Source organism: Brevibacterium sp. p3-SID960 (genome assembly GCF_025144725.1).
Taxonomy (GTDB): Bacteria; Actinomycetota; Actinomycetes; order Actinomycetales; family Brevibacteriaceae; genus Brevibacterium.
The window spans coordinates 1-21,177 of record NZ_JALXKS010000016.1 but is presented as its reverse complement, the minus strand read 5'-3'; the positions used below and the strand labels follow the sequence as shown (position 1 = coordinate 21,177).

Annotated in this window: 19 protein-coding genes; 15 read left to right on the top strand and 4 right to left on the bottom strand. The window is 67.5% G+C overall.

The features are described 5' to 3' along the window. Positions 1-13: 13 nt before the first annotated feature. Both M3B11_RS06575 and M3B11_RS06570 read right to left on the bottom strand, forming a co-directional pair. On the bottom strand, positions 14-151 hold the full coding sequence (locus M3B11_RS06575; RefSeq protein WP_259875946.1) for a hypothetical protein: 138 nt from the start codon (positions 149-151) through the stop codon (positions 14-16). Further along, complete coding sequence (locus tag M3B11_RS06570) at positions 148-606, bottom strand: bifunctional 2-polyprenyl-6-hydroxyphenol methylase/3-demethylubiquinol 3-O-methyltransferase UbiG (protein ID WP_259875945.1); 459 nt, start codon at positions 604-606, stop codon at positions 148-150. Before M3B11_RS06570 ends, M3B11_RS06575 begins: the two co-directional genes overlap by 4 nt. A gap of 149 nt (positions 607-755) precedes the next feature. On the opposite strand from M3B11_RS06570, the gene pheS reads away from it, so the two are divergent. From pheS to M3B11_RS06550, 4 genes are read left to right on the top strand one after another with little or no spacing between them, the layout of a single operon-like run. Next, on the top strand, positions 756-1,799 hold the full coding sequence (pheS, locus tag M3B11_RS06565; RefSeq protein ID WP_259875944.1) for a phenylalanine--tRNA ligase subunit alpha: 1,044 nt from the start codon (positions 756-758) through the stop codon (positions 1,797-1,799). Continuing rightward, on the top strand, positions 1,799-4,318 hold the full coding sequence (pheT, locus tag M3B11_RS06560) for a phenylalanine--tRNA ligase subunit beta (protein ID WP_259875943.1): 2,520 nt from the start codon (positions 1,799-1,801) through the stop codon (positions 4,316-4,318). Before pheS ends, pheT begins: the two co-directional genes overlap by 1 nt. A gap of 1 nt (position 4,319) precedes the next feature. Beyond that, complete coding sequence (locus tag M3B11_RS06555; RefSeq protein ID WP_259875942.1) at positions 4,320-5,156, top strand: SDR family oxidoreductase; 837 nt, start codon at positions 4,320-4,322, stop codon at positions 5,154-5,156. Between the two features lie 31 nt (positions 5,157-5,187). After that, positions 5,188-7,197, top strand: a complete 2,010-nt coding sequence (locus tag M3B11_RS06550; protein ID WP_259875941.1) for an AarF/ABC1/UbiB kinase family protein — start codon at positions 5,188-5,190, stop codon at positions 7,195-7,197. A gap of 163 nt (positions 7,198-7,360) precedes the next feature. Here M3B11_RS06550 and M3B11_RS06545 read toward each other — a convergent pair whose 3' ends face one another. After that, positions 7,361-8,335, bottom strand: coding sequence for a quinone oxidoreductase (locus tag M3B11_RS06545; protein WP_259875940.1), 975 nt, complete (start codon positions 8,333-8,335; stop codon positions 7,361-7,363). A 32-nt stretch (positions 8,336-8,367) separates the two neighbouring features. Here M3B11_RS06545 and argC point away from each other — a divergent pair, with 32 nt between their 5' ends. From argC to tyrS, 10 genes are all read left to right on the top strand, one after another. Beyond that, positions 8,368-9,459: an N-acetyl-gamma-glutamyl-phosphate reductase gene (argC, locus tag M3B11_RS06540; RefSeq protein ID WP_259875939.1), complete on the top strand. Its 1,092-nt coding sequence runs from the start codon at positions 8,368-8,370 to the stop codon at positions 9,457-9,459. Positions 9,460-9,604: 145 nt separating this feature from the next. Continuing rightward, the gene (argJ, locus tag M3B11_RS06535; RefSeq protein ID WP_259875938.1) at positions 9,605-10,765 is read left to right on the top strand and encodes a bifunctional glutamate N-acetyltransferase/amino-acid acetyltransferase ArgJ; all 1,161 of its coding nucleotides are present in this window, start codon (positions 9,605-9,607) and stop codon (positions 10,763-10,765) included. Continuing rightward, a complete protein-coding gene (gene argB, locus M3B11_RS06530; protein ID WP_259875937.1) occupies positions 10,762-11,688 on the top strand; it encodes an acetylglutamate kinase in 927 nt (308 codons plus the stop codon). The genes argJ and argB overlap by 4 nt, the downstream gene beginning before the upstream one ends. Next, positions 11,685-12,926, top strand: a complete 1,242-nt coding sequence (locus M3B11_RS06525) for an acetylornithine transaminase (RefSeq protein ID WP_259875936.1) — start codon at positions 11,685-11,687, stop codon at positions 12,924-12,926. Before argB ends, M3B11_RS06525 begins: the two co-directional genes overlap by 4 nt. Continuing rightward, positions 12,923-13,891, top strand: coding sequence for an ornithine carbamoyltransferase (gene argF / locus M3B11_RS06520; protein WP_259875935.1), 969 nt, complete (start codon positions 12,923-12,925; stop codon positions 13,889-13,891). Before M3B11_RS06525 ends, argF begins: the two co-directional genes overlap by 4 nt. Then, a complete protein-coding gene (locus tag M3B11_RS06515; protein WP_259875934.1) occupies positions 13,888-14,394 on the top strand; it encodes an arginine repressor in 507 nt (168 codons plus the stop codon). The genes argF and M3B11_RS06515 overlap by 4 nt, the downstream gene beginning before the upstream one ends. 91 nt (positions 14,395-14,485) lie before the next feature. Then, positions 14,486-15,700 carry an argininosuccinate synthase gene (locus M3B11_RS06510; RefSeq protein ID WP_259875933.1) on the top strand — a complete coding sequence of 405 codons (1,215 nt, stop codon included), beginning with the start codon at positions 14,486-14,488 and terminating at the stop codon, positions 15,698-15,700. After that, a complete protein-coding gene (argH, locus tag M3B11_RS06505; protein ID WP_396121543.1) occupies positions 15,697-17,199 on the top strand; it encodes an argininosuccinate lyase in 1,503 nt (500 codons plus the stop codon). The genes M3B11_RS06510 and argH overlap by 4 nt, the downstream gene beginning before the upstream one ends. A 317-nt stretch (positions 17,200-17,516) precedes the next feature. Further along, a complete protein-coding gene (locus M3B11_RS06500; RefSeq protein ID WP_259875932.1) occupies positions 17,517-17,843 on the top strand; it encodes a chorismate-binding protein in 327 nt (108 codons plus the stop codon). A gap of 48 nt (positions 17,844-17,891) precedes the next feature. Beyond that, entirely contained in the window at positions 17,892-19,178 is a 1,287-nt protein-coding gene (gene tyrS, locus M3B11_RS06495; protein WP_259875931.1) for a tyrosine--tRNA ligase, read from the top strand. A 70-nt stretch (positions 19,179-19,248) separates the two neighbouring features. Here tyrS and M3B11_RS06490 read toward each other — a convergent pair whose 3' ends face one another. Continuing rightward, positions 19,249-19,539, bottom strand: a complete 291-nt coding sequence (locus M3B11_RS06490) for a hypothetical protein (protein ID WP_259875929.1) — start codon at positions 19,537-19,539, stop codon at positions 19,249-19,251. A 115-nt stretch (positions 19,540-19,654) separates the two neighbouring features. Between M3B11_RS06490 and M3B11_RS06485 the strand changes: the two genes are divergently transcribed. Further along, the gene (locus tag M3B11_RS06485) at positions 19,655-20,737 is read left to right on the top strand and encodes a CPBP family intramembrane glutamic endopeptidase (protein ID WP_259875928.1); all 1,083 of its coding nucleotides are present in this window, start codon (positions 19,655-19,657) and stop codon (positions 20,735-20,737) included. The last annotated feature ends 440 nt before the right edge of the window (positions 20,738-21,177 follow it).

Genomic DNA, 21,177 nt, shown 5'->3' with positions numbered 1-21,177 from the left:
TGGAATCGTCCTCTCACGTCATCGGCTGCACCTGCTGGAAGTACAGCTGCTCGACGCGCAGCCCGTCGCTGACGTCCTCGCCGATCATCATGAAGAACGGGTGGTCATCGCGGATGAGGAACCGGCCGCCGGAAGCCAGCAGCGAGGTCACGACCTGTGCCCAGGCGGTGACATCGGGCAGCCGCACAGCACCCCGAGGGTGGAGAAGACGACATCGAACTCGCCGTCGAAGGCAGCCCGGGCAGCGTAGACATTCGGCTCGACGTACTCGATGTCGGCCCTGCACTCGGTGACCAACTGCCTGGCCCGGTGCAGCGACTCACCGGAGAGGTCGACGCCGACGACCCGGCCGGCGCCCTGCCGTTTGAGCCCGATAGTGTCGGTGCCGAGGTGGCACTGCAGGTGGATGAGCGAGGCGCCGGTGAGGTCGCCGAGGTGCGGCAGGCCCGGTGCCAGCGTGTCGGGGATGGCCTGAGGGGCGTCGATGAGGTCCTGGATGCCGTAGCCGGATGCCACGTGCACGGCGGCCCGGTCATCCCAGTTGCGGCGGTTGTCGTCGAACCACTCAGGTGAGGCGGCCGCTGGCTGCGGATCGGCGGAGTCCATGCCTCGACACTAGGCCGGCGCACACGGCCGCCAACAGCTGCGGGATGCGGTCACGCACTGGTGCCCGGTTCGTTAGACTGGCTCGTGGTCTGCTCCTGCGCCAGGATGCGCGGGATGCGATGGAGAGTCCGCTAACAGAAAGAAGGCAGATGTCTGCGCCAGTCGATCCGCGCGATGAGTCCGCCGTCGCCGCCGCCGTTGAGGCCGCGCTGACGGCGTTCGATGCCGCCTCGAACCTCGATGAGCTCAAGACCGCCCGCCTGGCCCACATGGGCGACAAAGCGCCGCTGGCGCTGGCGAACCGGAAGATCGGCACGCTCGACAAGTCCGAGAAGGCAGCTGCCGGCAAGCTCGTCGGCCAGTCCCGCGGACAGGTGAAGAAGGCTCACGACGCACGCTTGGCCGCGCTCGAGGAGCAGCGCGACGCCGAGGTGCTCGTCGCCGAGGCGATCGACGTCACCCTGCCCTCGGCCCGCCGCCGAGGGGGTGCCCGCCACCCGCTGCAGCTCATCCAGGAGCGCATCGCCGACCACTTCATCGGCCACGGTTGGGAGGTCGCCGAAGGCCCCGAGGTCGAGTCCGAGTGGCTGAACTTCGACTCCCTGAACTTCGGCCCCGACCACCCGGCCCGCCAGATGCAGGATACCTTCTTCGTCGAGCCCGCCGAGGCCGGCCTCGTGCTGCGCACCCACACTTCTCCGGTGCAGTCGCGCTCGCTGCTCGAACGCGGCGCCCCGCTGTACGTCGTGTGCCCGGGCAAGACCTTCCGCACTGATGAGCTCGACGCCACCCACACCCCGGTGTTCCACCAGGTCGAGGGCATCGCGATCGACAAGAACCTCACGATGGCCCACCTCAAGGGCACCCTCGACGAATTCGCCCGCGCGATGTTCGGACCCGAATCGCGCACCCGCCTGCGGCCGAGCTTCTTCCCGTTCACCGAGCCGAGCGCGGAGATGGACTTCTGGTTCCCCAATAAGGTCGGCGGGCCCGGCTGGATCGAATGGGGCGGCTGCGGCATGGTCCACCCGAATGTGCTGCGCTCAGCCGGCATCGATCCCGACGTCTACCAGGGCTTTGCCTTCGGCATGGGCATCGAGCGCACGCTCATGCTCCAGGAGGGCATCAACGATATGCACGACATGGTCGAAGGCGACCTGCGGTTCTCAGCACGGTTTGGAGTGAATGCCTGATGCTCGTCCCACTCGAATGGCTAGCCGACTACGTCGACTTCTCCGTCGTCGACAACCCGCGGGTGCTCGCGGCCGAACTGGCCGGTATCGGCCTGGAGGAAGAGGACTTCATCGCCCCCGAGGTCACCGGCCCGCTCGTCGTCGGCCGGGTGCTCGAACTGGAGAAGGAGACCCACTCCAACGGCAAGACCGTCAACTGGTGCCAGGTCGACGTCGGCGAGGACGAACCGCGCGGCATCATCTGCGGTGCCCACAACTTCGAAGCCGGCGACCTCATCGCCGCAGCCCTGCCCGGCGCGGTGCTGCCCGGCGGTTTCGCCATCAGCGCCCGCAAGACCTACGGACACATCTCCGACGGCATGATCTGCTCATCGAAGGAGCTCGGCCTCGGCGAGGACCACGAGGGCATCATCGTCCTCACCCGGCTCGGGCTGACCGGCGAACCCGGTGACGACGCACTGGAACTGCTCGGCCTCGACCGAGTCACCCTCGACGTCAACGTCACCCCCGACCGCGGCTACCAACTGTCGATGCGCGGCATCGCCCGCGAATTCGCGATGCTCAAAGGCCAGGACTTCAACGATCCAGCCGACCAGCCGGCACCGGAGCCCACCGATGACGGATACCCGGTCGAACTGGCTGATGACGCACCGATCCACGGCGTGCCCGGCTGCGACCGGTTCACCGCCCTGCAGGTCACCGGTATCGACCCGAGCGCCCAGACCCCGTACTGGATGCAGCGCCGGCTCACCGAAGCCGGCATGCGCCCGATCAGCCTGAGTGTCGACGTCACCAACTACGTCATGCTCGAACTCGGCCAGCCGCTGCACGCCTACGACCGCGACGCTCTCGGTGAGAAGATCATCGTCCGCCGCGCGAAGGCAGGGGAGAAGCTCACCACCCTCGACGATGTCACCCGTACCCTCGATGCCGAGGATCTCCTCATCACCGATGAGGGCGGCGTGGCAGGCGAGAGCCGGATCATCGGCCTGGCCGGCGTCATGGGCGGGGCCGAGCTCGAAGTCGGCCCCGAGACCCGCAATATCCTCATCGAGGCCGCCCACTTCGACCCGATCTCGATCGCTCGCACCGCCCGTCGGCACCGGCTGCCGAGCGAGGCCGCCCGCCGCTTCGAACGCGGCGTCGACCCCGCCCTCGGGCCGGTCGCAGCCAAACGCTGCGCAGACCTGCTTGTCGAACTCGGCGGCGGCATCCTCGAACCGGCCGTCACCATCGCCGGGGACGCCCCGCAGGCCCGCACCGTCCGGCTTGCAGCCGATCTGCCCAACCGGCGGCTGGGCACCGAGGACAGCCGCGCGGACATCGTGCGGTTGCTCGGCGCCGTCGGCTGCCAGGTCACCGACCCTGAGGCCGAGGTCCTGGAGGTCACCGTCCCGACCTGGCGGGCCGACCTGACCGACGATGTCGACCTCGTCGAGGAGATCGCCCGGGCCGGCGGTTACGACCGGATCCCGTCGGTGCTGCCGGTGGCCCCCGGCGGCAAGGGCCTCAACGCCGCCCAGGCGGCACGCCGGCGGATCTCCAACCTGCTGACCGCACTGGGCTACTCCGAGGTGCTGACCTACCCGTTCACCTCGGATGCCCGCAGTGACGCCCTGCGGATCCCGGAAGGCGATGCGCGCCGTGCCAACATCCGGCTGGCCAACCCGATGGCCGAGGACCAGCCGCTCATGCGCACCCACTTGCTCGCCACCCTTGTCGATGCCGCTGCCCGCAACCTCGGCCGCGGTTTCAAGGACCTCGCGATCTTCGAAGCCGGGCTCGTGACCCAGCCGGAGACGACCGAGCTCTCAGCAGTTGAGTCTTATGCCCCGGGTTACCACCCGAGCGAGGACGAGCTTGAGGCGATCTTCGCCTCGGTGCCGGCCCAGCCGTACCACTTCGCCGGGATCATGGCTGGCTATGCCGAGGCACCGGGTGTGCTCGGCGCCGGCCGGAAGGCCGATGCTGCCGATGTCATCGACACGGTGCACCGGATCGCCGCCTCGTGCGGACTCGAGCTCACCGTGACGGCTGACCAGATCGCCCCGTACCATCCGGGACGCTGCGCACGCTTCGACTTCGCCGATGGCACCCACTTCGGCCACGCCGGCGAGCTGCACCCGAAGGTCTGCGAGACCCTCGACCTGCCCGCCCGCACGGTCGCCTTCGAGGTCAGCCTCGATGCGCTGCTGACCCAGTCCGACACCCGCGCCTGGGCCGGGGTGCTCTCGACCTACCCGGTCTCTCGGCAGGACGTCGCCCTCCTCGTCGACGAGTCGACCCCCGCCTCGGCGGTGGCCGACGCTCTGCGCGAAGAAGCGGGATCCGAACTGGAGAACGTCGAGATCTTCGACCTCTACGCAGGCGACCAGGTGCCCGAGGGCAAGAAGTCGCTGGCCTTCCGGCTGACCTTCCGCGCTCCGGACCGCACGATGACCGCCGACGAGGCCTCCGCGCTGCGCGAGGCCGCCACCGCTGTGGCCGCCGAGCGCTTCGGCGCCGAGGTGAGGAGCTGAGATGACTGATGTTGAGACCACCCGCCCGCTGACCCTCATCACCGGGGGATCACGCGGCATCGGCCGGATCCTGGCGACCGGGTTCGCTGAAGCCGGCTACCCGGTGGCGATCACCGCCACCGACGCCGACCGCGCCCAGGCGGCTGCCGCTGAGATCGCCGCCGAGACCTCGGGCACGGTCACCGGATTCGGCGTCGATGTCTCCCAGCCGGGATCCGTTGCCGCGTTGCGCGGTGACATCGAGGCACATGTCCAGGCCACCGGAGCGCGTCTCGGGGTGCTCATCAACAACGCCGGACGGGTCGAATCGAGCGAGGGCCCGCTGTGGGAAGCCGACCCGGCCTCCCTTGTCGGGGTGATCGGCACCAATGTCATCGGCCCGCTGCTCATGATCAACGCCTTCGCCCCGGTCCTCATCGCCACGGCCGAGGCGACCGGGCAGCCGGGCCGCATCATCGACCTCAACTCCGGATCCGGCGCGCAGGGCACCCCGGCCTACGGCGCGTACTCAGCATCGAAGGCCGCGCTGTTCCGGATCGCCGACTCCGTCGTCCACTTCGGCGACGAGCGCGGGCTGAAGATCTTCGAACTGGCCCCCGGCGTCATCCGCTCGGACATGACCGCCTCGATGCCGATGCACGACTGGCGCACGGACGAGGACTGGACCTCGCCTGCTGAGCTCGCCGCGCTCGCTCTTGCGGCAGCCTCCGGTGAGCTCGACGGGTGGACCGGCCGCTACATCCGGGCTGGTCACGACACTGCAGAAACGCTCAGCCAGCAGATTCCCGCAGCCTGCTCACAAGCCCGTAAGCTGATCACGGAGATGGACATCAGCTGAGGCTGGGCAGACGCGAGGAAGGCAGACGAACATGAACGTGCTCTACTCGATCCTCCTCGGTCTGCTCAATGCGGTCATCGTCGGCGTGCTCGTGCGCCGGACGATCACCGTCGGCACCGGGACGCTGCGCAACACGATCGTCTCGCTCGTCATGGGCATGTCGCTGTGGCCTATCACCCTGCAGGGCTACGAGCTGCTCGGCATCTCCCAGGGCGGGCAGATCCCGTGGATCGAGATGAGCTTCCCGGCCGTCATGGTCTTCCTGCTCATCTTCGCCTGGCTCATCGTCATCCAGATGTTCCTGCTGCTGGCGATCGAACTCGTGCTGCCGACCGGCACCTTCTCCTCGGTCATGCGTCAGATCGTGCGCCTGCCCGTGCTCTACCGGCGGGTCAGCCGCGTCTCCCAGATCCAGCGCATCCTGCTGCGTTACGGACTCGTCCGCTACCTGCGCCCGCGGATCCCGACCCTGAAGGTCTCGATGCGCGAGATCGCACGCACCACCGCTGAGGCGTTCGCCGCGGCAGGGGTCACCTTCGTCAAGCTCGGCCAGTTCGTCGCCACCCGCTCCGACGTTGTGCCCGTCGAGTTCGTCGAGGAGTTCTCCAAGCTGCAGTCCGATGTGCCGCCGGTCGACTTTGACCAGATCCGTCCGGTGCTCGAGCGCTCCTTCGGCAGACCCGTCGATGAGGTGTTCTCCACCTTCGACGAGACTCCGCTGGCTGCCGCTTCGGTAGCTCAGGTCCACGCCGCGAAGCTGCCGGACGGGACCCCAGTCGTCGTCAAAGTCCAGCGTCCGCACCTGCGCAAACAAGTCCGCGCCGATTCCGACATCATCCGCGCGCTGGCCGACCAGGCGCACAACCGGACAGGGTGGGCGAAGAAGATCGGCGTGCGCTCGATCGCGCACGGCTTCATCGAATCGCTCAATGAAGAGCTCGACTACGGCACCGAGGTGCGCAACACCCAGCTGCTGCGCGAGGCCGCCCAGCACCACGGCAACGGCTGGCCCCACGGGCCCGACGGGCAGCCGCTCGTCGACGTCCCCCGCGTGCACCCCGAACTCAGCAGCGAACGCGTCATCGTCCTCGAACGCGTCAATGGGATCCCGCTGTCGAAGGCAGGGGATCTGGTGGAGAAGCTGTCGATGATCGCCCGCCGCGAGGCAGCCGACCAGCTCTTCATGACCGTCGCCCGCCAGGTGCTGCACAAAGGGGTCTTCCACGCCGACCTGCATGCCGGCAACATCCTCATCGACCCGGCCGGGCGCCTCGGGCTCATCGACTTCGGCAATGTCGGCCGCCTCGACATGCGCGACCGCCGCGACATCGCCCTGCTGCTCATGGCCTTCGAACGGCAGAACTCCCAGGCCGCCACCACCGCGATCCTCGACCTGTTCGGGGCACCTGTCGGTGTTGACATCCGCCTGCTGCAGCGCGAGATCGGCCAGATCATGCTGCAGTTCGACGGCGGTTCCGGAAGCTCATCGGCGATGTTCTCCGAGCTCCTGTCCTTCGTCGTCGACAACGGCTTCGAACTGCCCACTGCTGTCGCCGATGCATTCCGGGCGATCTCCACACTGGAGGGCAGCCTCAAGAAGCTCGACCCGACGGTCGACCTGCTCGACCTCGTGCGCGCTCACAGCGACACGCTCATGCGCGGGGCAGTGAGCTTCCGGGACAGCCTCGGCCACGCTGACCTCTACGTCACCGCCAACGCTCCGATGCTCGCCTCGCTGCCGGCCCAGATCAGCCGAATCGCCCAGCACTTGGAGGACGGCACCCTCGACATCGGCACCAGCGGCCTCAACATCGACCTCCTCAAGAACCTCGTGCGCACGACGGTCGATCAGCTGGTCCAGGTCATCATCGCCACCGCACTCATCCTCGGGGGAGTCGTCATGATGTCAGCTGACTTCGGACCTCCGCTGGCTCCGGATCTCAAGCTGTTCACCTACTTCGGTGCCTGGGTGCTGCTCGGTGGGTTCGTCCTGGCAGCCGTGGTGCTGGCACCTGCGCTGGCGACCCGGCGATTCAAGTAGCGCGACCCCGGTTCGAGGCCAGGTTCACCAGCCGATTGACGGGTTGAACGTATCGGGACAGCGCACGATATCGCGACATGAGCCGGCGACGCCGAGACGATGATCGACGCCCTTCCCGAGGGCACCTCATAAGATCCCGCCGCGGGGAAGAGCAGTGCCCGGATCAGGGCTTGAGGATGACCTTGCCGGTTGTCTTGCGTCCCTCGAGAGCTCGATGCGCCTCGGCAGCCTCCGCGAGCGGGAACTCGTGGCCGACGCGGAAATCGAGCCAGCCGGTTGAGAGCCCGTCGAAGAGCATGCCCGAACGCTCGGCCAGCTCCTCGGGGCTGCGGACGAACCACTGCAGTGAAGGGCGGGAGAGGAACTGCCCGCCGGAGGAGTTGAGCCGTTGGATATCAAAGGGTTCGACCGGCCCGGAGGCTGCGCCGAAGAGCACGAGGGAACCGCGTACCTTGAGCGAGGCCAGGGAGGCATCGAAGGTGTCCCTGCCGACGCCGTCGTAGGCGACATCGACGCCCGCGCCGTCGGTGAGTTCGCGGACCGTGGCGGCGATGTCGACCCCGGGTCCGTAGAGGAACACCTCATCGGCACCAGCACTGCGGGACAGCTCGGCCTTCTCCTCAGTCGAGACCGTCGTGATGACGCGGGCGCCGAGGTGCTTGGCCAGCTGGGTGAGCAGCAGGCCGACCCCGCCGGCACCAGCGTGGATGAGTGCGGTCTGGCCCGGTTCGAGGCGGTGGGAACCGGTTGCCAGATACTGGGCGGTCAGACCCTGGAGCGGAATCGCGGCAGCGATCTCATCGGACACCCCCTCGGGCACGCGCAGCACTCCGTCAGCCGGGACGGCCACGCGGGAGGCGTAGGAGCCTGGCGCGTTGTGCCAGGCTACTCGGTCGCCGACTGAGAAACCGGTGACATCATCGGCAACCGCGATGACGCGACCGGCGCCTTCGCTGCCGACGACGTGCGGGAACTCCATCGGATACAGGCCGCTGCGCCGGTAGGTGTCGATGAAGTTGATGCCGGCAGCGGCGACCTCGACGAGGAGCTCGCCGGGTCCCGCCTGCGGGTCGTCGATTTCGGTGTAGCGCAGCACCTCCGGTCCGCCGGCTTCGATCGCCTGAACAACGTAGGCCACAACCCCTCCTGAATAAAGTTCGATGATGCGGTATGATTATGCATATGTCGCGAATGTCAGTCGCAGTCTCAGGCGCCACCGGCTATGCTGGCGGTGAGGTCCTCAGGCTGCTGAGCAGTCACCCGGAACTTCACGTTACAACGGTTTGCGGCCACTCGAGTGCCGGTGACCGGCTGGTGGTCCACCAGCCCCATCTGCTCGCCTACGGCGACATGATCGTCAAGCCCTCGACTGCTGAGGTGCTCGCCGGTCACGATGTCGTCGTCCTCGCCTTGCCGCACGGCGCCTCCGGCGAGATCGCCGCCGAACTCGCCGAGACCTCACCTGAGACCCTCATCATCGACCTGGCTGCCGACCACCGCCTCATCAGCCCGGCTGCCTGGGAGGATTTCTACGGCAGCCCGCATCCGGGCACCTGGACCTACGGCCTGCCGGAGATGCTGCTGGCTGACGGCACCAAGCAGCGCGAACAGCTGCGCAGCGCCCGCCGCATCGCAGTCCCCGGCTGCAATGTCACCGCCGTGACGCTCGGCCTTAGCCCGCTGCTGCAGGCCGGAATCATCGAGCCGACCGGGCTGAGCGCGGTGCTGGCCAACGGCGTCTCCGGGGCCGGCAAGGCACTCAAACCCCACCTGACGGCAGCTGAGATCCTCGGCAACGCCTCGCCTTACGGGGTGGCCGGCGCCCACCGGCACGTGCCTGAGATCGAACAGAACCTCAACCTCGCCATCGGCGCCGATGCTGCCGGTGGTCCGGTGCGCATCTCATTCACCCCGACGCTCATCCCCGTCAGTCGCGGCATCCTCGCCACCCTCTCAGCCGTCCCGGCCGGTGGCGCCCAGCTGACGCGCGAGGCTGTCGCCGAGGTGTATGCCGCCGCATATGCCGATGAGCCCTTTGTGCAGGTGCTCGTCGATGGGTTCTGGCCGCAGCTGTCGGCCACCACCGGGTCGAACACCGCCCACCTGCAGTTCGGCATCGACGAGCGCGCCGGCCGGATCGTCGTCGCCGTCGCCCTTGACAACCTCGTGCGCGGCACCGCCGGCCAGGCGCTGCAGTCAGCCCACCTCGCCCTTGGCCTGCCGGAGGAAACCGGTCTGCCGACCGGGGGACTGGCCCCCTGAGACGCGGTCAGGCGACCCGTCGGCCGTGATCTCCCTCACAATGACACCGCCTGATATGAATAAAGTTCGCAGGTAATGTATTGTTATGCATATTATGGCGGCGGCGGCCGCCACCACCGACTCGCCAGCCGAATGGAGTCGCATCATGAGCGTCACCTACCCGCGCGGCTTCCGCGCCGCAGGCACCACCGCCGGACTCAAGCCCAGCGGAAAAGCCGACCTCGCTGTCGTGGTCAATGACGGGCCAGCCGATGCGGTTGCTGCCGTCTACACCGCCAACCGCTGCAAGGCCAACCCAGTGCTGTGGAGCCAGCAGGCCTCAGCAGACGGCACCGCCCGGGCGGTTGTGCTGAATTCCGGTGGTGCGAACTGCTACACCGGCGACTACGGCTACGAGACCACCGAACTCACCGCCACCCGCACCGCCGAACTCCTCGACGCTGACCCGAGTGACGTCCTCGTCTGCTCGACCGGCCTCATCGGCGTCGGGGGACCGGAGTTCCGCGAGCCGATCCTCGACAGCCTCGCCGCTGCACTCGACGCTGCGAATGAGACCCCGGAGGCAGGTGCCGCTGCCGCCGAGGCGATCATGACGACCGACACCGTGGCCAAGACCGCCACCCGCGAGGGCACCGCTTACCGCATCGGCGGCATGGCCAAAGGTGCGGGCATGCTCGCACCGGGTCTGGCGACGATGCTCGTCGTCATCACCACCGATGCCGTCGTCGAATCGGCCGACCTCGACATCGCCCTGCGGGCAGCGACGCAGAAGACCTTCGACCGGCTCGACACCGACGGCTGCATGTCGACCAACGACACCGTCATCGTTATGAGCTCCGGGGCCTCCGAGCACCAGGCCGACCTCGTCGAATTCACCCGCCTGCTCACCGAGGTGTGCGCCGAGCTCACCGCCCAGCTGCACACCGACGCCGAGGGCGCCGGCCACGACATCACCATCACCACCCGCGGCGCCGTCTCCGAGCAGCAGGCCGTCGAGGTATCCCGCGCGGTTGCCCGCTCGAACCTGTTCAAAGCCGCCGTCTTCGGCGAAGACCCCAACTGGGGCCGCGTCGTCGCCCAGGTCGGGACCACCGACGCCGAGTTCGACCCGCAAGCCATCGACGTCACCTTCAACGGCGTGCCTGTCTGCATCGGCTCCGCCCCGGCCGCCGACCCCACCGAGGTGCTCTTCGACCGCCGCGTCGTCGTCAAGGTCGACCTGCACGCCGGGAACTTCGAAGCCAGCGTGTGGACCTCGGATCTGACCCATGACTACGTCGAAGAGAACAGCGCCTACTCATCATGACTGAGACATCGCCTGCCCACCGGCTCGTCCAAGCCCAGGCCAAAGCCGAGACCCTGACCGAGGCGCTGCCCTGGATCAAGACCTTCAAAGGCGCGACCATCGTCATCAAGTACGGCGGCAACGCAATGGTCTCCCCGGAGCTGCAGCAGTCCTTCGCCGACGACATCGCCTTCCTGCGCTTCGCAGGTCTCCGCCCGATCGTCGTCCACGGCGGCGGACCGCACATCTCCCGGATGCTCGATCGCCTCGGCATCGACAGCGAGTTCCGCGCCGGCCAGCGGGTCACCAGCGAAGAGGCCGCAGAGGTCGTGCGGATGGTGCTCTCCGGGCAGGTCAACCGCGAAGTCGTCGCCCGCATCAACCAGAACGGCGACGCCGCCGTCGGTCTCTCCGGAGAGGATGGGGACCTGCTGCTGGCCAAGCGCATAACCGCCACCGTCGACGGTGAGGAGATCGACCTCGGCCGGGTCGGCGAGATCGTCTCGGTCAACACCGAGCTCATCAACGAGCTGCTGGCCGCCGGCCGCATCCCGGTCATCTGCTCGATCGCCGCCGAGGCAGGCGGAGCTGTCAACAAGCCGCTGAACATCAACGCCGACCTCGCAGCAGCCGCAATCGCCCGGCAGATCGGGGCCGACAAGCTCGTCATGCTCACTGACGTGCCCGGCCTCTACGCCGACTGGCCGGATAAGGACTCACTGCTCTCAGCGATCACACCGGCGCAGCTGCGCGAGCTGCTGCCGCGCCTGGACTCCGGGATGATCCCGAAGATGACCGCCGCTCTCGAGGCAGTCGAAGCTGGCGTGCGCCAGGCCCACATCATCGACGGCCGGATGGCCCACTCGCTGCTTCTGGAGGTCTTCACCACCGAAGGCATCGGCACGATGGTCCAGGACGACCACACGAAGGGAGGACAGGCATGAGCTGGCAGGATGACTACGCCCAGACGATGCTGCCGGTCTTCGGCGCCCCGAAGGCGAAGCTCGTGGCCGCCGACGGCTGCACCGTCACCGACGACGCTGGCAGGGACTACCTCGACCTGCTCGGCGGCATCGCCGTCAACACGCTTGGCCACGGCCACCGGGCCATCACCGAGGCGGTGGCCGGTCAGCTGTCGACGATCGACCACGTCTCGAACTTCTTCACCACCGACCCGCAGCTGAACCTGGCGTTGAAGCTGCTGGAGATCGCCGGCGCGCCAGCAGGCTCCCAGGTGTTCTTCGCCAACTCCGGCACCGAAGCCAATGAGGCCGCCATCAAACTCGCCCGCCGGGTGGATGCCCCTGATCCCGGCACCCCGGGGCGTTCACGCATCATCGCCGTCGACGGCGCCTTCCACGGCCGTACCATCGGCGCCCTGTCGCTGACGGCCAAGGAAGCCTACCGTGCGCCGTTCGCCCCGCTCATGCCCGAGGCCACCCATGTGCCCTTCGGCGACGTCGACGCGCTGAGAAGCGCTGTGGACGACACGGTCGCCGCCGTCATCATCGAACCGATCCAGGGAGAGCGCGGCGTGCGGCTGCACCCGCCCGGCTACCTGAGAGCCGTGCGCGAGGCGACGAGGGCAGCCGGTGCGCTCATGATCCTCGACGAAGTCCAGACCGGCATCGGCCGCACCGGCCACTGGTTCGCCTTCCAGCACCCGGAGATCGGCGAGGACATCATGCCCGATGCCATCACCGTGGCCAAAGGACTGGCCGGCGGCATCCCGATCGGCGCACTCATCACCATCGGCCAGAACGTCAGCGCGCTGCTGTCGGCAGGCCAGCACGGCACCACCTTCGGCGGCAATCCCGTCAGCGCCGCGGCCGCAGTCGCCGTACTCGACACCATCGAGACAGACGGACTGCTCGCCCATGTCCGCGCGACCGGCGACCAGCTGGCCGAGCAGCTCTCAGCCGTCCCCGGCGTGACCGCCGTGCGCGGGGCAGGGCTGCTGCGCTCGTTCGCCATCACCGACCCGCAGCACACAGACGCCGGCGTACTGCCGGTCGCCTCTGCACTGGCGGCCGCCGCACAGGAGGCCGGCTTCATCATCAACCCGGTCACCCCCGACCGAATCCGCCTGGCGCCCCCGCTCATCATCACCCCCACACAGCTGCACAGTTTCATCGAAGCGCTGCCAGCACTCATCGCCGACACCGTGAAGGCACAGTCATGACCCGACACTTCCTCACCGACACCGACCTCAGCCCCGGCGAACTGCTCGAAGTCCTCGACCTGGCAGCCGAACTCAAGACCGATCCCGGCACCCGGGTGCCCTTCGCAGGCCCGGGAACCGCCGCCTCGGGCACGGCCCGGCAGACCGTGGCCGTCATCTTCGACAAGACCTCCACCCGCACCCGCGTGTCCTTCGCCGCAGGCATCGCCGCGCTGGGCGGCAGCCCGCTCATCATCAACCCCGGCGAGGCGCAGCTCGGGCACAAGGAGTCGATCGCCGACACCGCACAGGTTATGTCGCGGATGGTCTCGATGATCGTCTGGCGCACCTACGCACAGGCCGGTCTGGAGGAGATGGCCGCCCATGCGTCCGTGCCGGTCATCAACGCCCTGTCCGATGACTACCACCCGTGCCAGCTGCTGGCCGACCTGCTCACCATCCGCGAGCACCGACCGACCGCGGCACCCGGGGGGCTGGCCGGCACGACGCTGTCGTACTTCGGTGACGGGGCGAACAATATGGCCAACTCCTACCTGCTCGCCGGCGCGAATGCCGGCATGCACGTGCGCATCGCAGCCCCTGCCAGCCACCAGCCGGCCACCGCGATCGTTCAGCGCGCGCAGGCCCTGGCCGCCGAGACCGGCGGGTCGATCGAGATCACCGCCGACGCCGCGGCGGCCGCAGCCGGCGCCGATGTGCTGGTGACCGACACGTGGGTGTCGATGGGCCACGACGCCGAAGGCCGCGACGGCGCCGACTCGCCGTTCCTGCCCTACCAGGTCAACGCCGCCCTGCTCGACGGCGCCGCCGACGGCGCGCTGGTCATGCACTGCCTGCCGGCCTACCGGGGACAGGAGATCACCGCCGAGGTCATCGACGGCCCCCAGTCGGTCGTCTTCGATGAGGCCGAGAACCGGCTGCACGCCCAGATGGGTCTCATGGCCTGGCTGGAGGCGCAGGCATGAGCGAACAGCTGACGCCGACGACTAAGGCCGCCCGACAGCAGCTCATCATCGAACTCATCCGCACCCACACGATCCACTCGCAGACCGAGCTCGCAGGGCTGCTGACCGGCCGCGGGTTCTCTGTGACCCAGGCGACCCTGTCACGCGACCTCGTCGACCTCGGCGCGGTCAAAGTGCGCACCGGGAAGGGCTCCGTCTACGCCGTGCCCGGTGAGGGCGGGGACCGCAGCCTGCAGTCCGCGCAGGCCGCTGACCTGCTCGACGCGAAGCTGCAGCGACTGCTCGAAGAGCTGCTCGTGACCGCCACCAGCTCCGGGCAGCTCGTCGTGCTGCGCACCCCGCCTGGGGCCGCCCAGTACCTGGCCTCGGCGCTCGACCGATCCGTCATCCCCGAGGTGCTCGGCACGATCGCCGGGGACGACACCGTGCTCGTCATCGCCGCTGAAGCGACTACCGGCGAGGCGCTAGCGGAGAAGCTGCACGAACTGGCCGGCGACACTTGAGCCGACTGCCGCCAGTGCACCACCGCGGGCGTCGGCCCGCCCCACCCCATAGTCTTGAATCAGATATGACATTGCTGAAAAGGAGCTTCATATGACTGAACGCATTGTGCTCGCCTACTCGGGAGGCCTCGACACCTCCGTGGCGATCGGCTGGATCCACGAGGCCACCGGCGCCGAGGTGGTGGCGATGGCCGTCGACGTCGGCCAGGGCGGCGAAGACCTCGAGACGATCCGCCAGCGCGCGCTCGACTGCGGTGCGGTCGAAGCCTATGTCGCCGACGCCCGCGACGAGTTCGCCAACGAATACTGCATGCCCGGGCTCAAAGCCAACACGCTGTACATGGACGCCTACCCGAACGTCTCAGCACTCTCACGTCCGGTCATCGTCAAGCACCTCGTGACCGCAGCCCGCAAGTTCGGCGCCTCCACCGTCGCCCACGGCTGCACCGGCAAGGGCAACGACCAAGTCCGCTTCGAAGTCGGGATCACCTCGCTGGCCCCGGACATGAAGTGCATCGCCCCGGTCCGCGATCTCGCACTCACTCGTGAGAAGGCCATCGAATACGCCGAACGCAACGAGCTGCCGATCGTGACGACGAAGTCCAATCCGTTCTCCATCGACCAGAACGTGTGGGGCCGGGCGGTGGAGACCGGGTTCCTCGAAGACATCTGGAATGGCCCCACCAAGGACGTCTACGACTACACCGACGACCCGACCTTCCCGCCGCCGGCCGACGAGGTCACCATCACCTTCGACAAGGGCATCCCGGTCGCAATCGACGGCCGCGACGTCACCCCGCTGCAGGCCATCGAGGAGCTCAATCAGCGGGCCGGTGCCCAGGGTATCGGCCGCATCGACATCGTCGAAGACCGCCTGGTGGGCATCAAGAGCCGCGAGATCTACGAAGCCCCCGGTGCGATGACGCTCATCGCCGCACATAAGGAACTGGAGAACATCACGCTCGAGCGCGAGCAGGCCCGGTTCAAGCGGATGGTCGACCAGCGCTGGACCGAGGTCGTCTACGATGGCCAGTGGTTCTCCGAGCTCAAAGGCTCGCTCGATGCGTTCATCGACGACACCCAGGAGTACGTCAGCGGTGAGATCCGGATGGAGCTCCACGGCGGCCGCGCCACCGTCACCGGACGCCGCTCGGAGTCCTCGCTGTACGACTTCGGCCTGGCCACCTACGACGAAGGCGACACCTTCGACCAGTCCTCGGCCCGCGGCTTCATCGACATCTACGGACTGTCCTCGAAGCAGGCCGCAGCCCGCGACCACAAGTTCGACAAGGGAAGCCGGCTGTGAGCCCGGCACCAGGAACCTCACCAGAGCACGCAACCGGTGTCGGGTCGGCGTCCGGGTCGGATGCCGCCCCCGGGTCCGAGGCGCCGAGGCGGCTGGCTCTGTGGGGCGGCCGGTTCGCCTCAGGGCCCTCAGACGCCGTGGTGCTGCTGTCGAAGTCGACGCACTTCGACTGGCGGCTGGCCGCCTACGATCTGGCCGGTTCCCGGGCCCACGCGAGGGTGCTCAACCGCGCCGGACTGCTCGATGAGAGCGAGCTCGAGGGCATGATCGAAGCCCTCGATGAGCTCGAGCGCCGCGTGACCTCCGGTGAGTTCACCGCAGCCGACTCCGATGAGGACGTCCATTCGGCACTCGAACGCGGCCTGCTGGAGATCGCTGGGCCGGAACTCGGCGGCAAGCTGCGTGCCGGGCGGTCGCGCAACGATCAGATCGCGACGATGGGCCGGATGTACATCCGCGACTCCGCCCGCATCATCGCCGGTCTCGTCCTCGATGTCGTTGAGGCGCTCATCACCCAGGCGAAGGCCCACCCGGAGGCGCCGATGCCGGGCCGAACGCATCTGCAGCATGCCCAGCCGGTGCTGCTGGCCCACCATCTGCTCGCCCACGCCTGGCCGCTCATGCGCGATGTCGATCGGCTGGTCGATCTCGATTCCCGGGCCGACGCCTCGGCCTACGGCTCCGGTGCGCTCGCCGGGTCCTCCCTCGGCCTCGACCCGCAGGCAGTCGCGGCTGAACTGGGGTTCTCCGATTCGGCGGAGAACTCCATCGACGGCACCGCCAGCCGCGACGTGTTCGCAGAGTTCACGTTCGTCTCGGCGATGACCGGCATCGACCTGTCGCGGCTGAGTGAGGAGATCATCGCCTGGGCGACTGCCGAGTTCTCCTTCATCACCCTCGATGATGCGTTCTCGACCGGTTCGTCGATCATGCCGCAGAAGAAGAACCCCGATGTCGCCGAGCTCGCCCGCGGCAAGGCCGGCCGCCTCATCGGCGACCTCACCGGTCTGCTCGCCACCCTCAAGGCGATGCCGCTGGCCTACAACCGCGATCTGCAGGAGGACAAGGAGCCGGTCTTCGACGCCGTCGACACCTTGGCCCTCGTGCTGCCGGCTTTCGCGGGGATGGTGCAGACGCTGACGTTCGACACCGAGCGGATGGCGCATCTGGCCCCGCGCGGCTTCGCGCTGGCCACCGATGTCGCCGAATGGCTCGTCCGCCAGGGCGTGCCCTTCCGAGTCGCCCACGAGCTCTCCGGCGCAGCCGTCGCGAAGGCCGAGTCGCGCGGTGTCGAGCTGTGGGATCTCTCCGATGAGGACTATGCGGAGATCTCCGCGCACTTCACACCCGAGATGCGCGAGGTGCTCACCACGCTCGGCTCGATCGACGCGCGGTCAGCCAAGGGCGGCACCGCCCGCAGTGCTGTCGCCCAGCAGCTGGCCAACGCCGAGGCGGAACTCAGCCGTCTGCGCGACTTCGCGGATTCCTCAACCCGCTGAACTGAGGCCGGGTTCGCCGATCGCCCGCCGCCCCGCCCGCCCTGGGCGGGACGGCGGGCGCGGGTTCGCCCTCGGCTGGACCGGCAGCCGCGGCCACGAGCGCAAAGCCGAATGCGGCGCCAGCACCGCCCACACCTCACCGCCTCGGACGCGGCGCTGCTGTCGAACAGCCCGCCCGTCACCCGGGAGCTGAGGGTGCGCCACGACCGGGCCGTCTACGAGGCACTCATACCAGCCGGCCGACGATGCCAGCGCGGTGGACTTCCTGTGTGCCTGCTTCCCGGGGAGCGATGACCGGGGCGCCGAAGGCGAGGGCGATGGAGATCATCGACGATCTCGAGGCCGGCCCGCGCGGCATCCACTCCGGTGCGTTCGACTACTTCTCACTGTCTGGTGCACTCGACCTGTCGATGGTCATCCGCACCCTCGTCATCACCATCGAGAGCTTCAGCTGCGGAGTCGGCGGTGCGATCACCGCGCTTTCCGACCCGGCAGCGGAGTTCGAGGAGACCGCGGTCAAGGCAGAGCTGCTGAGCCCAGTTCCCCTGACGGGATACGGACCCCGCCCCGGCGCACCTGCGTGTCTGAGTAAGATATGCACTGTGGTGCTGCCGGGAAGAATCGGCCCGGCACCAGCGCGGTGACTGCAACGGATTTCGGCGCCGCGCAGGCCCGATGAGAAAAGGTGAATCGTGACTGATATCTTCCGTGAGCTGAAGACCCGCGAACTGGTGGCGCTGTCCACCGATGAAGAGGCGCTGCAGCAGGCGCTCGGCGCAGGTCCGATCAGCTTCTATATCGGTTTCGACCCGACCGCACCCAGCCTGCACATGGGCAACCTCGTTCAGCTGCTCTTCGCCCGCCGGCTGCAGCTGGCCGGCCACAACCCGTACGCACTCGTCGGCGGCGCCACCGGCCTCATCGGCGACCCTCGGATGTCGGGGGAGCGGACGCTGAACGAACGCGATGTCGTCGAAGGCTGGGTGGAGAAGATCCGCGCACAGATCGAGCGCTTCCTCGACGTCGAGGGCCCGCATGCCGCCCAGCTGGTCAACAACCTCGACTGGACCGGTGAGATCTCGACCATCGACTTCCTGCGCGACATCGGCAAGCACTTCTCGGTCAACCGGATGCTGGCCAAGGAGACGGTCGCCGCCCGCCTGCAGAGCGAGCACGGCATCTCGTTCACCGAGTTCGCCTACCAGATCCTGCAGGGCAACGACTTCCTCGAGCTCTACCGCCGCTACGGCATCACGCTCCAGCACGGCGGCTCCGACCAGTGGGGCAACCTCACCGCTGGTGCTGACCTCATCCGCCGCGTCGAGCGGGTCAGCGTCCACGCGATGGCCACCCCGCTCATGACGAAGGCCGATGGCACGAAGTTCGGCAAGACCGAATCGGGCACCGTGTGGCTCGACCCAGAGCTGACCAGCCCGTACGCGTTCAGCCAGTTCTGGCTCAACGCCGATGACCGCGATGTCATGAAGTTCCTCAAGGTATTCTCGTTCCGCTCGCTTGAGGAGATCGACCAGATCGGTGAGGACTTCGCAGCCGCCCCGCACAAGCGGGTCGCCCAGCGGGCCCTGGCCGAGGACGTCACGACTCTCGTCCATGGCGAGCAGACGACCCGGCAGGTCTTCGCCGCCGCCGAGGCGCTCTTCGGTTCCGGCGAACTGGCAGCTCTCGACCCGGGAACCCTGGGCTCGGCGACTGCCGAGCTGCCCGGCACGCAGGTCCCAGCCGCTGAGGTCTCGGCCGGGATGCCGGTCGCTGACGCCTTCGCCGCCTCGGGCATCGTCAAGTCCAAGGGCGAGGCACGCCGGGCCATCAAGGACGGCGGCGCCTACGTCAACAACGTCAAGGTCACCGACGGCGAACAGACGATCACTACCGATGACGTCCTTGATGCTGGCGACCGCGGTGTCGTGCTGCTGCGCCGTGGCAAGAAGACACTCGGCGCACTGTCCGTCACCCACTGACAGTCCCCACCCGACGAACAGGGCTGGGATGCGAATCTGCACTCCGGCCCTGTTCGGCATTCACATCGGCTCACTCGCCGGTGTCGACGCCCTGCTCTTCGTAGCAGCGCTTGGCACCCGGATGCAACGGTTCTTCGTAGCAGCGCTTGGCACCGGGGTGCAACGGCACGTCTCCGCGGCAGAAGAGCGCATCCTCGAGTTTGATGAACCCCTTCTGCGCCAGCGAGATGCTCTCGGCGCGTGCGTCGATCGTCTTCGTGATCCCGGGGGAGTCGTCCTCCCTGACCTGGTTGAGCGAGGCGACGATGGATGCGAAGACGGCGACGGTGGTGATCGCCCGTCCGGAGTGAAAGAACCTCAATCAGGACGAGTATCTGCGGGAAGACCATGTCCGGGACCTTGATGCGCTGGATCCCGAACCCGGTGAGACAGCGATAGTGTGCTGAGGGACAAAGCAATTGAGAACAGGAGATTCAGTGACGGCTCCCCAGCCTGCATCCCCGCCCCGGGCCTCGTCGGCAGACCCGGCTTTCGGCTCCTGGCGCGCCATCATCATCTTCTGCCTTCTGGCATATGGTCTCGCCTGGTTTGCCGTGCTCCCGCTGTGGCTCAACTATGAGCTGTTCTTCGGCACCGACAGCCCTGCCAGTCAGCTCGTGAACGCCGATGCCGACAACCCGCCCACCGGTGAGGCGGTCATCGCTGCCATCGTGCCGGCCCTGCTCATGTCGCTCATGATGTTCACGCCTGCGATCAGCGCGCTTGTCGTCATGCGTGTGGTCGAGAAGGTGCCCTTCCGGCAGGCGTTCGCGGCGCTGGGCGCCGGGCCCCTGCGCGCGCCCGATGGCAGCCCTGCCGGACGCATCGGCCGTCTCCACCCCGCCCTCCGGGTGCTGCTGTTCAGCATGCTGGCGATCGGCATCGTCTTCGTCCTCACGATTCTCGCCGGCCTTGTGGCGATGCTGCTCGGCGGTTTCGAGCCGGACTGGCAGATGACAGCGGTTCGCGAGCAGCTCGAGGCGACGGGCCTGGCGATGCCGTTGGTGCTCTTCGTCCTGCTGCAGATCGTGCAGGTTGTTGTCGCTGCCGTCGTCCCCAACGGGGTGCTCGGTCTGGGTGAGGAGCTGGGATGGCGCGGATACCTTACGGCAGCTCTTCGCCGCCGAGGTCTGGGGACCGTTGCGATGACCGTCGTCTCTGGAGCGATCTGGGGCGCCTGGCATGCACCCGTGCTGCTGCTCGGGCACAATTTCGAGACGCGTTCGCCGATCTCGATCCCGGTCATGATGATCGGCTGCATCTGCGTGGGCGCAGTATTCGTGTGGCTGCGGGAGACATCCGGTTCGACCTGGCCGACTGCGATCGGTCATGGCGGCTTCAACGCCGCGGCCGGGATCAGCATCCTTGTTGCTGCCGGCGGGACGTGGTCGAAACCGATCATCGCGAACCCGCTGGGGGTCTCCGGGTGGATTGTCATCGGAGCGGGTGCCGTGGTGCTGTTCCTCGGCACCCGCCGACGGAGCCGCCACGGGGGCGCCGAGGCCGGTTCTGCGGCTTGAAATCAGCGGTGAGCCAGAACACAGCGCCCTCGAGTTGCAAAGCTCTGGAGACCCTGTGTAGGTTAGTACCTGTTGCTCGACGGAAACACCGAAGAGAGCAGGTTATCCCGGTCGCATACGAACCGCTGGATGCCTCGCTACCACTGGAACGGCAGTCGAGGACAGCTGACACTGAATCTTCACGATGACCGTCGTTCACGGCAGGTCCAGAGAGAAGAAGCGTGTGGCGCAGATCACGGAGAAGCGATTTGCAAAGCACGGAGGTGTAAGTCTAAAGTGAATAACCGATCGCGCCGCGGTGAACAAAGCGAAAACGGCTTTGACAGCTGCGGAGGGCGTCTGTTCTTTGAGAACTCAATAGCGTGTTTGTTTGTTTTTGTGATGCCAGAATGTTTTTTGTTTCTGGTTGAAGCAAGGATGTAATGACATTTGATGACCAT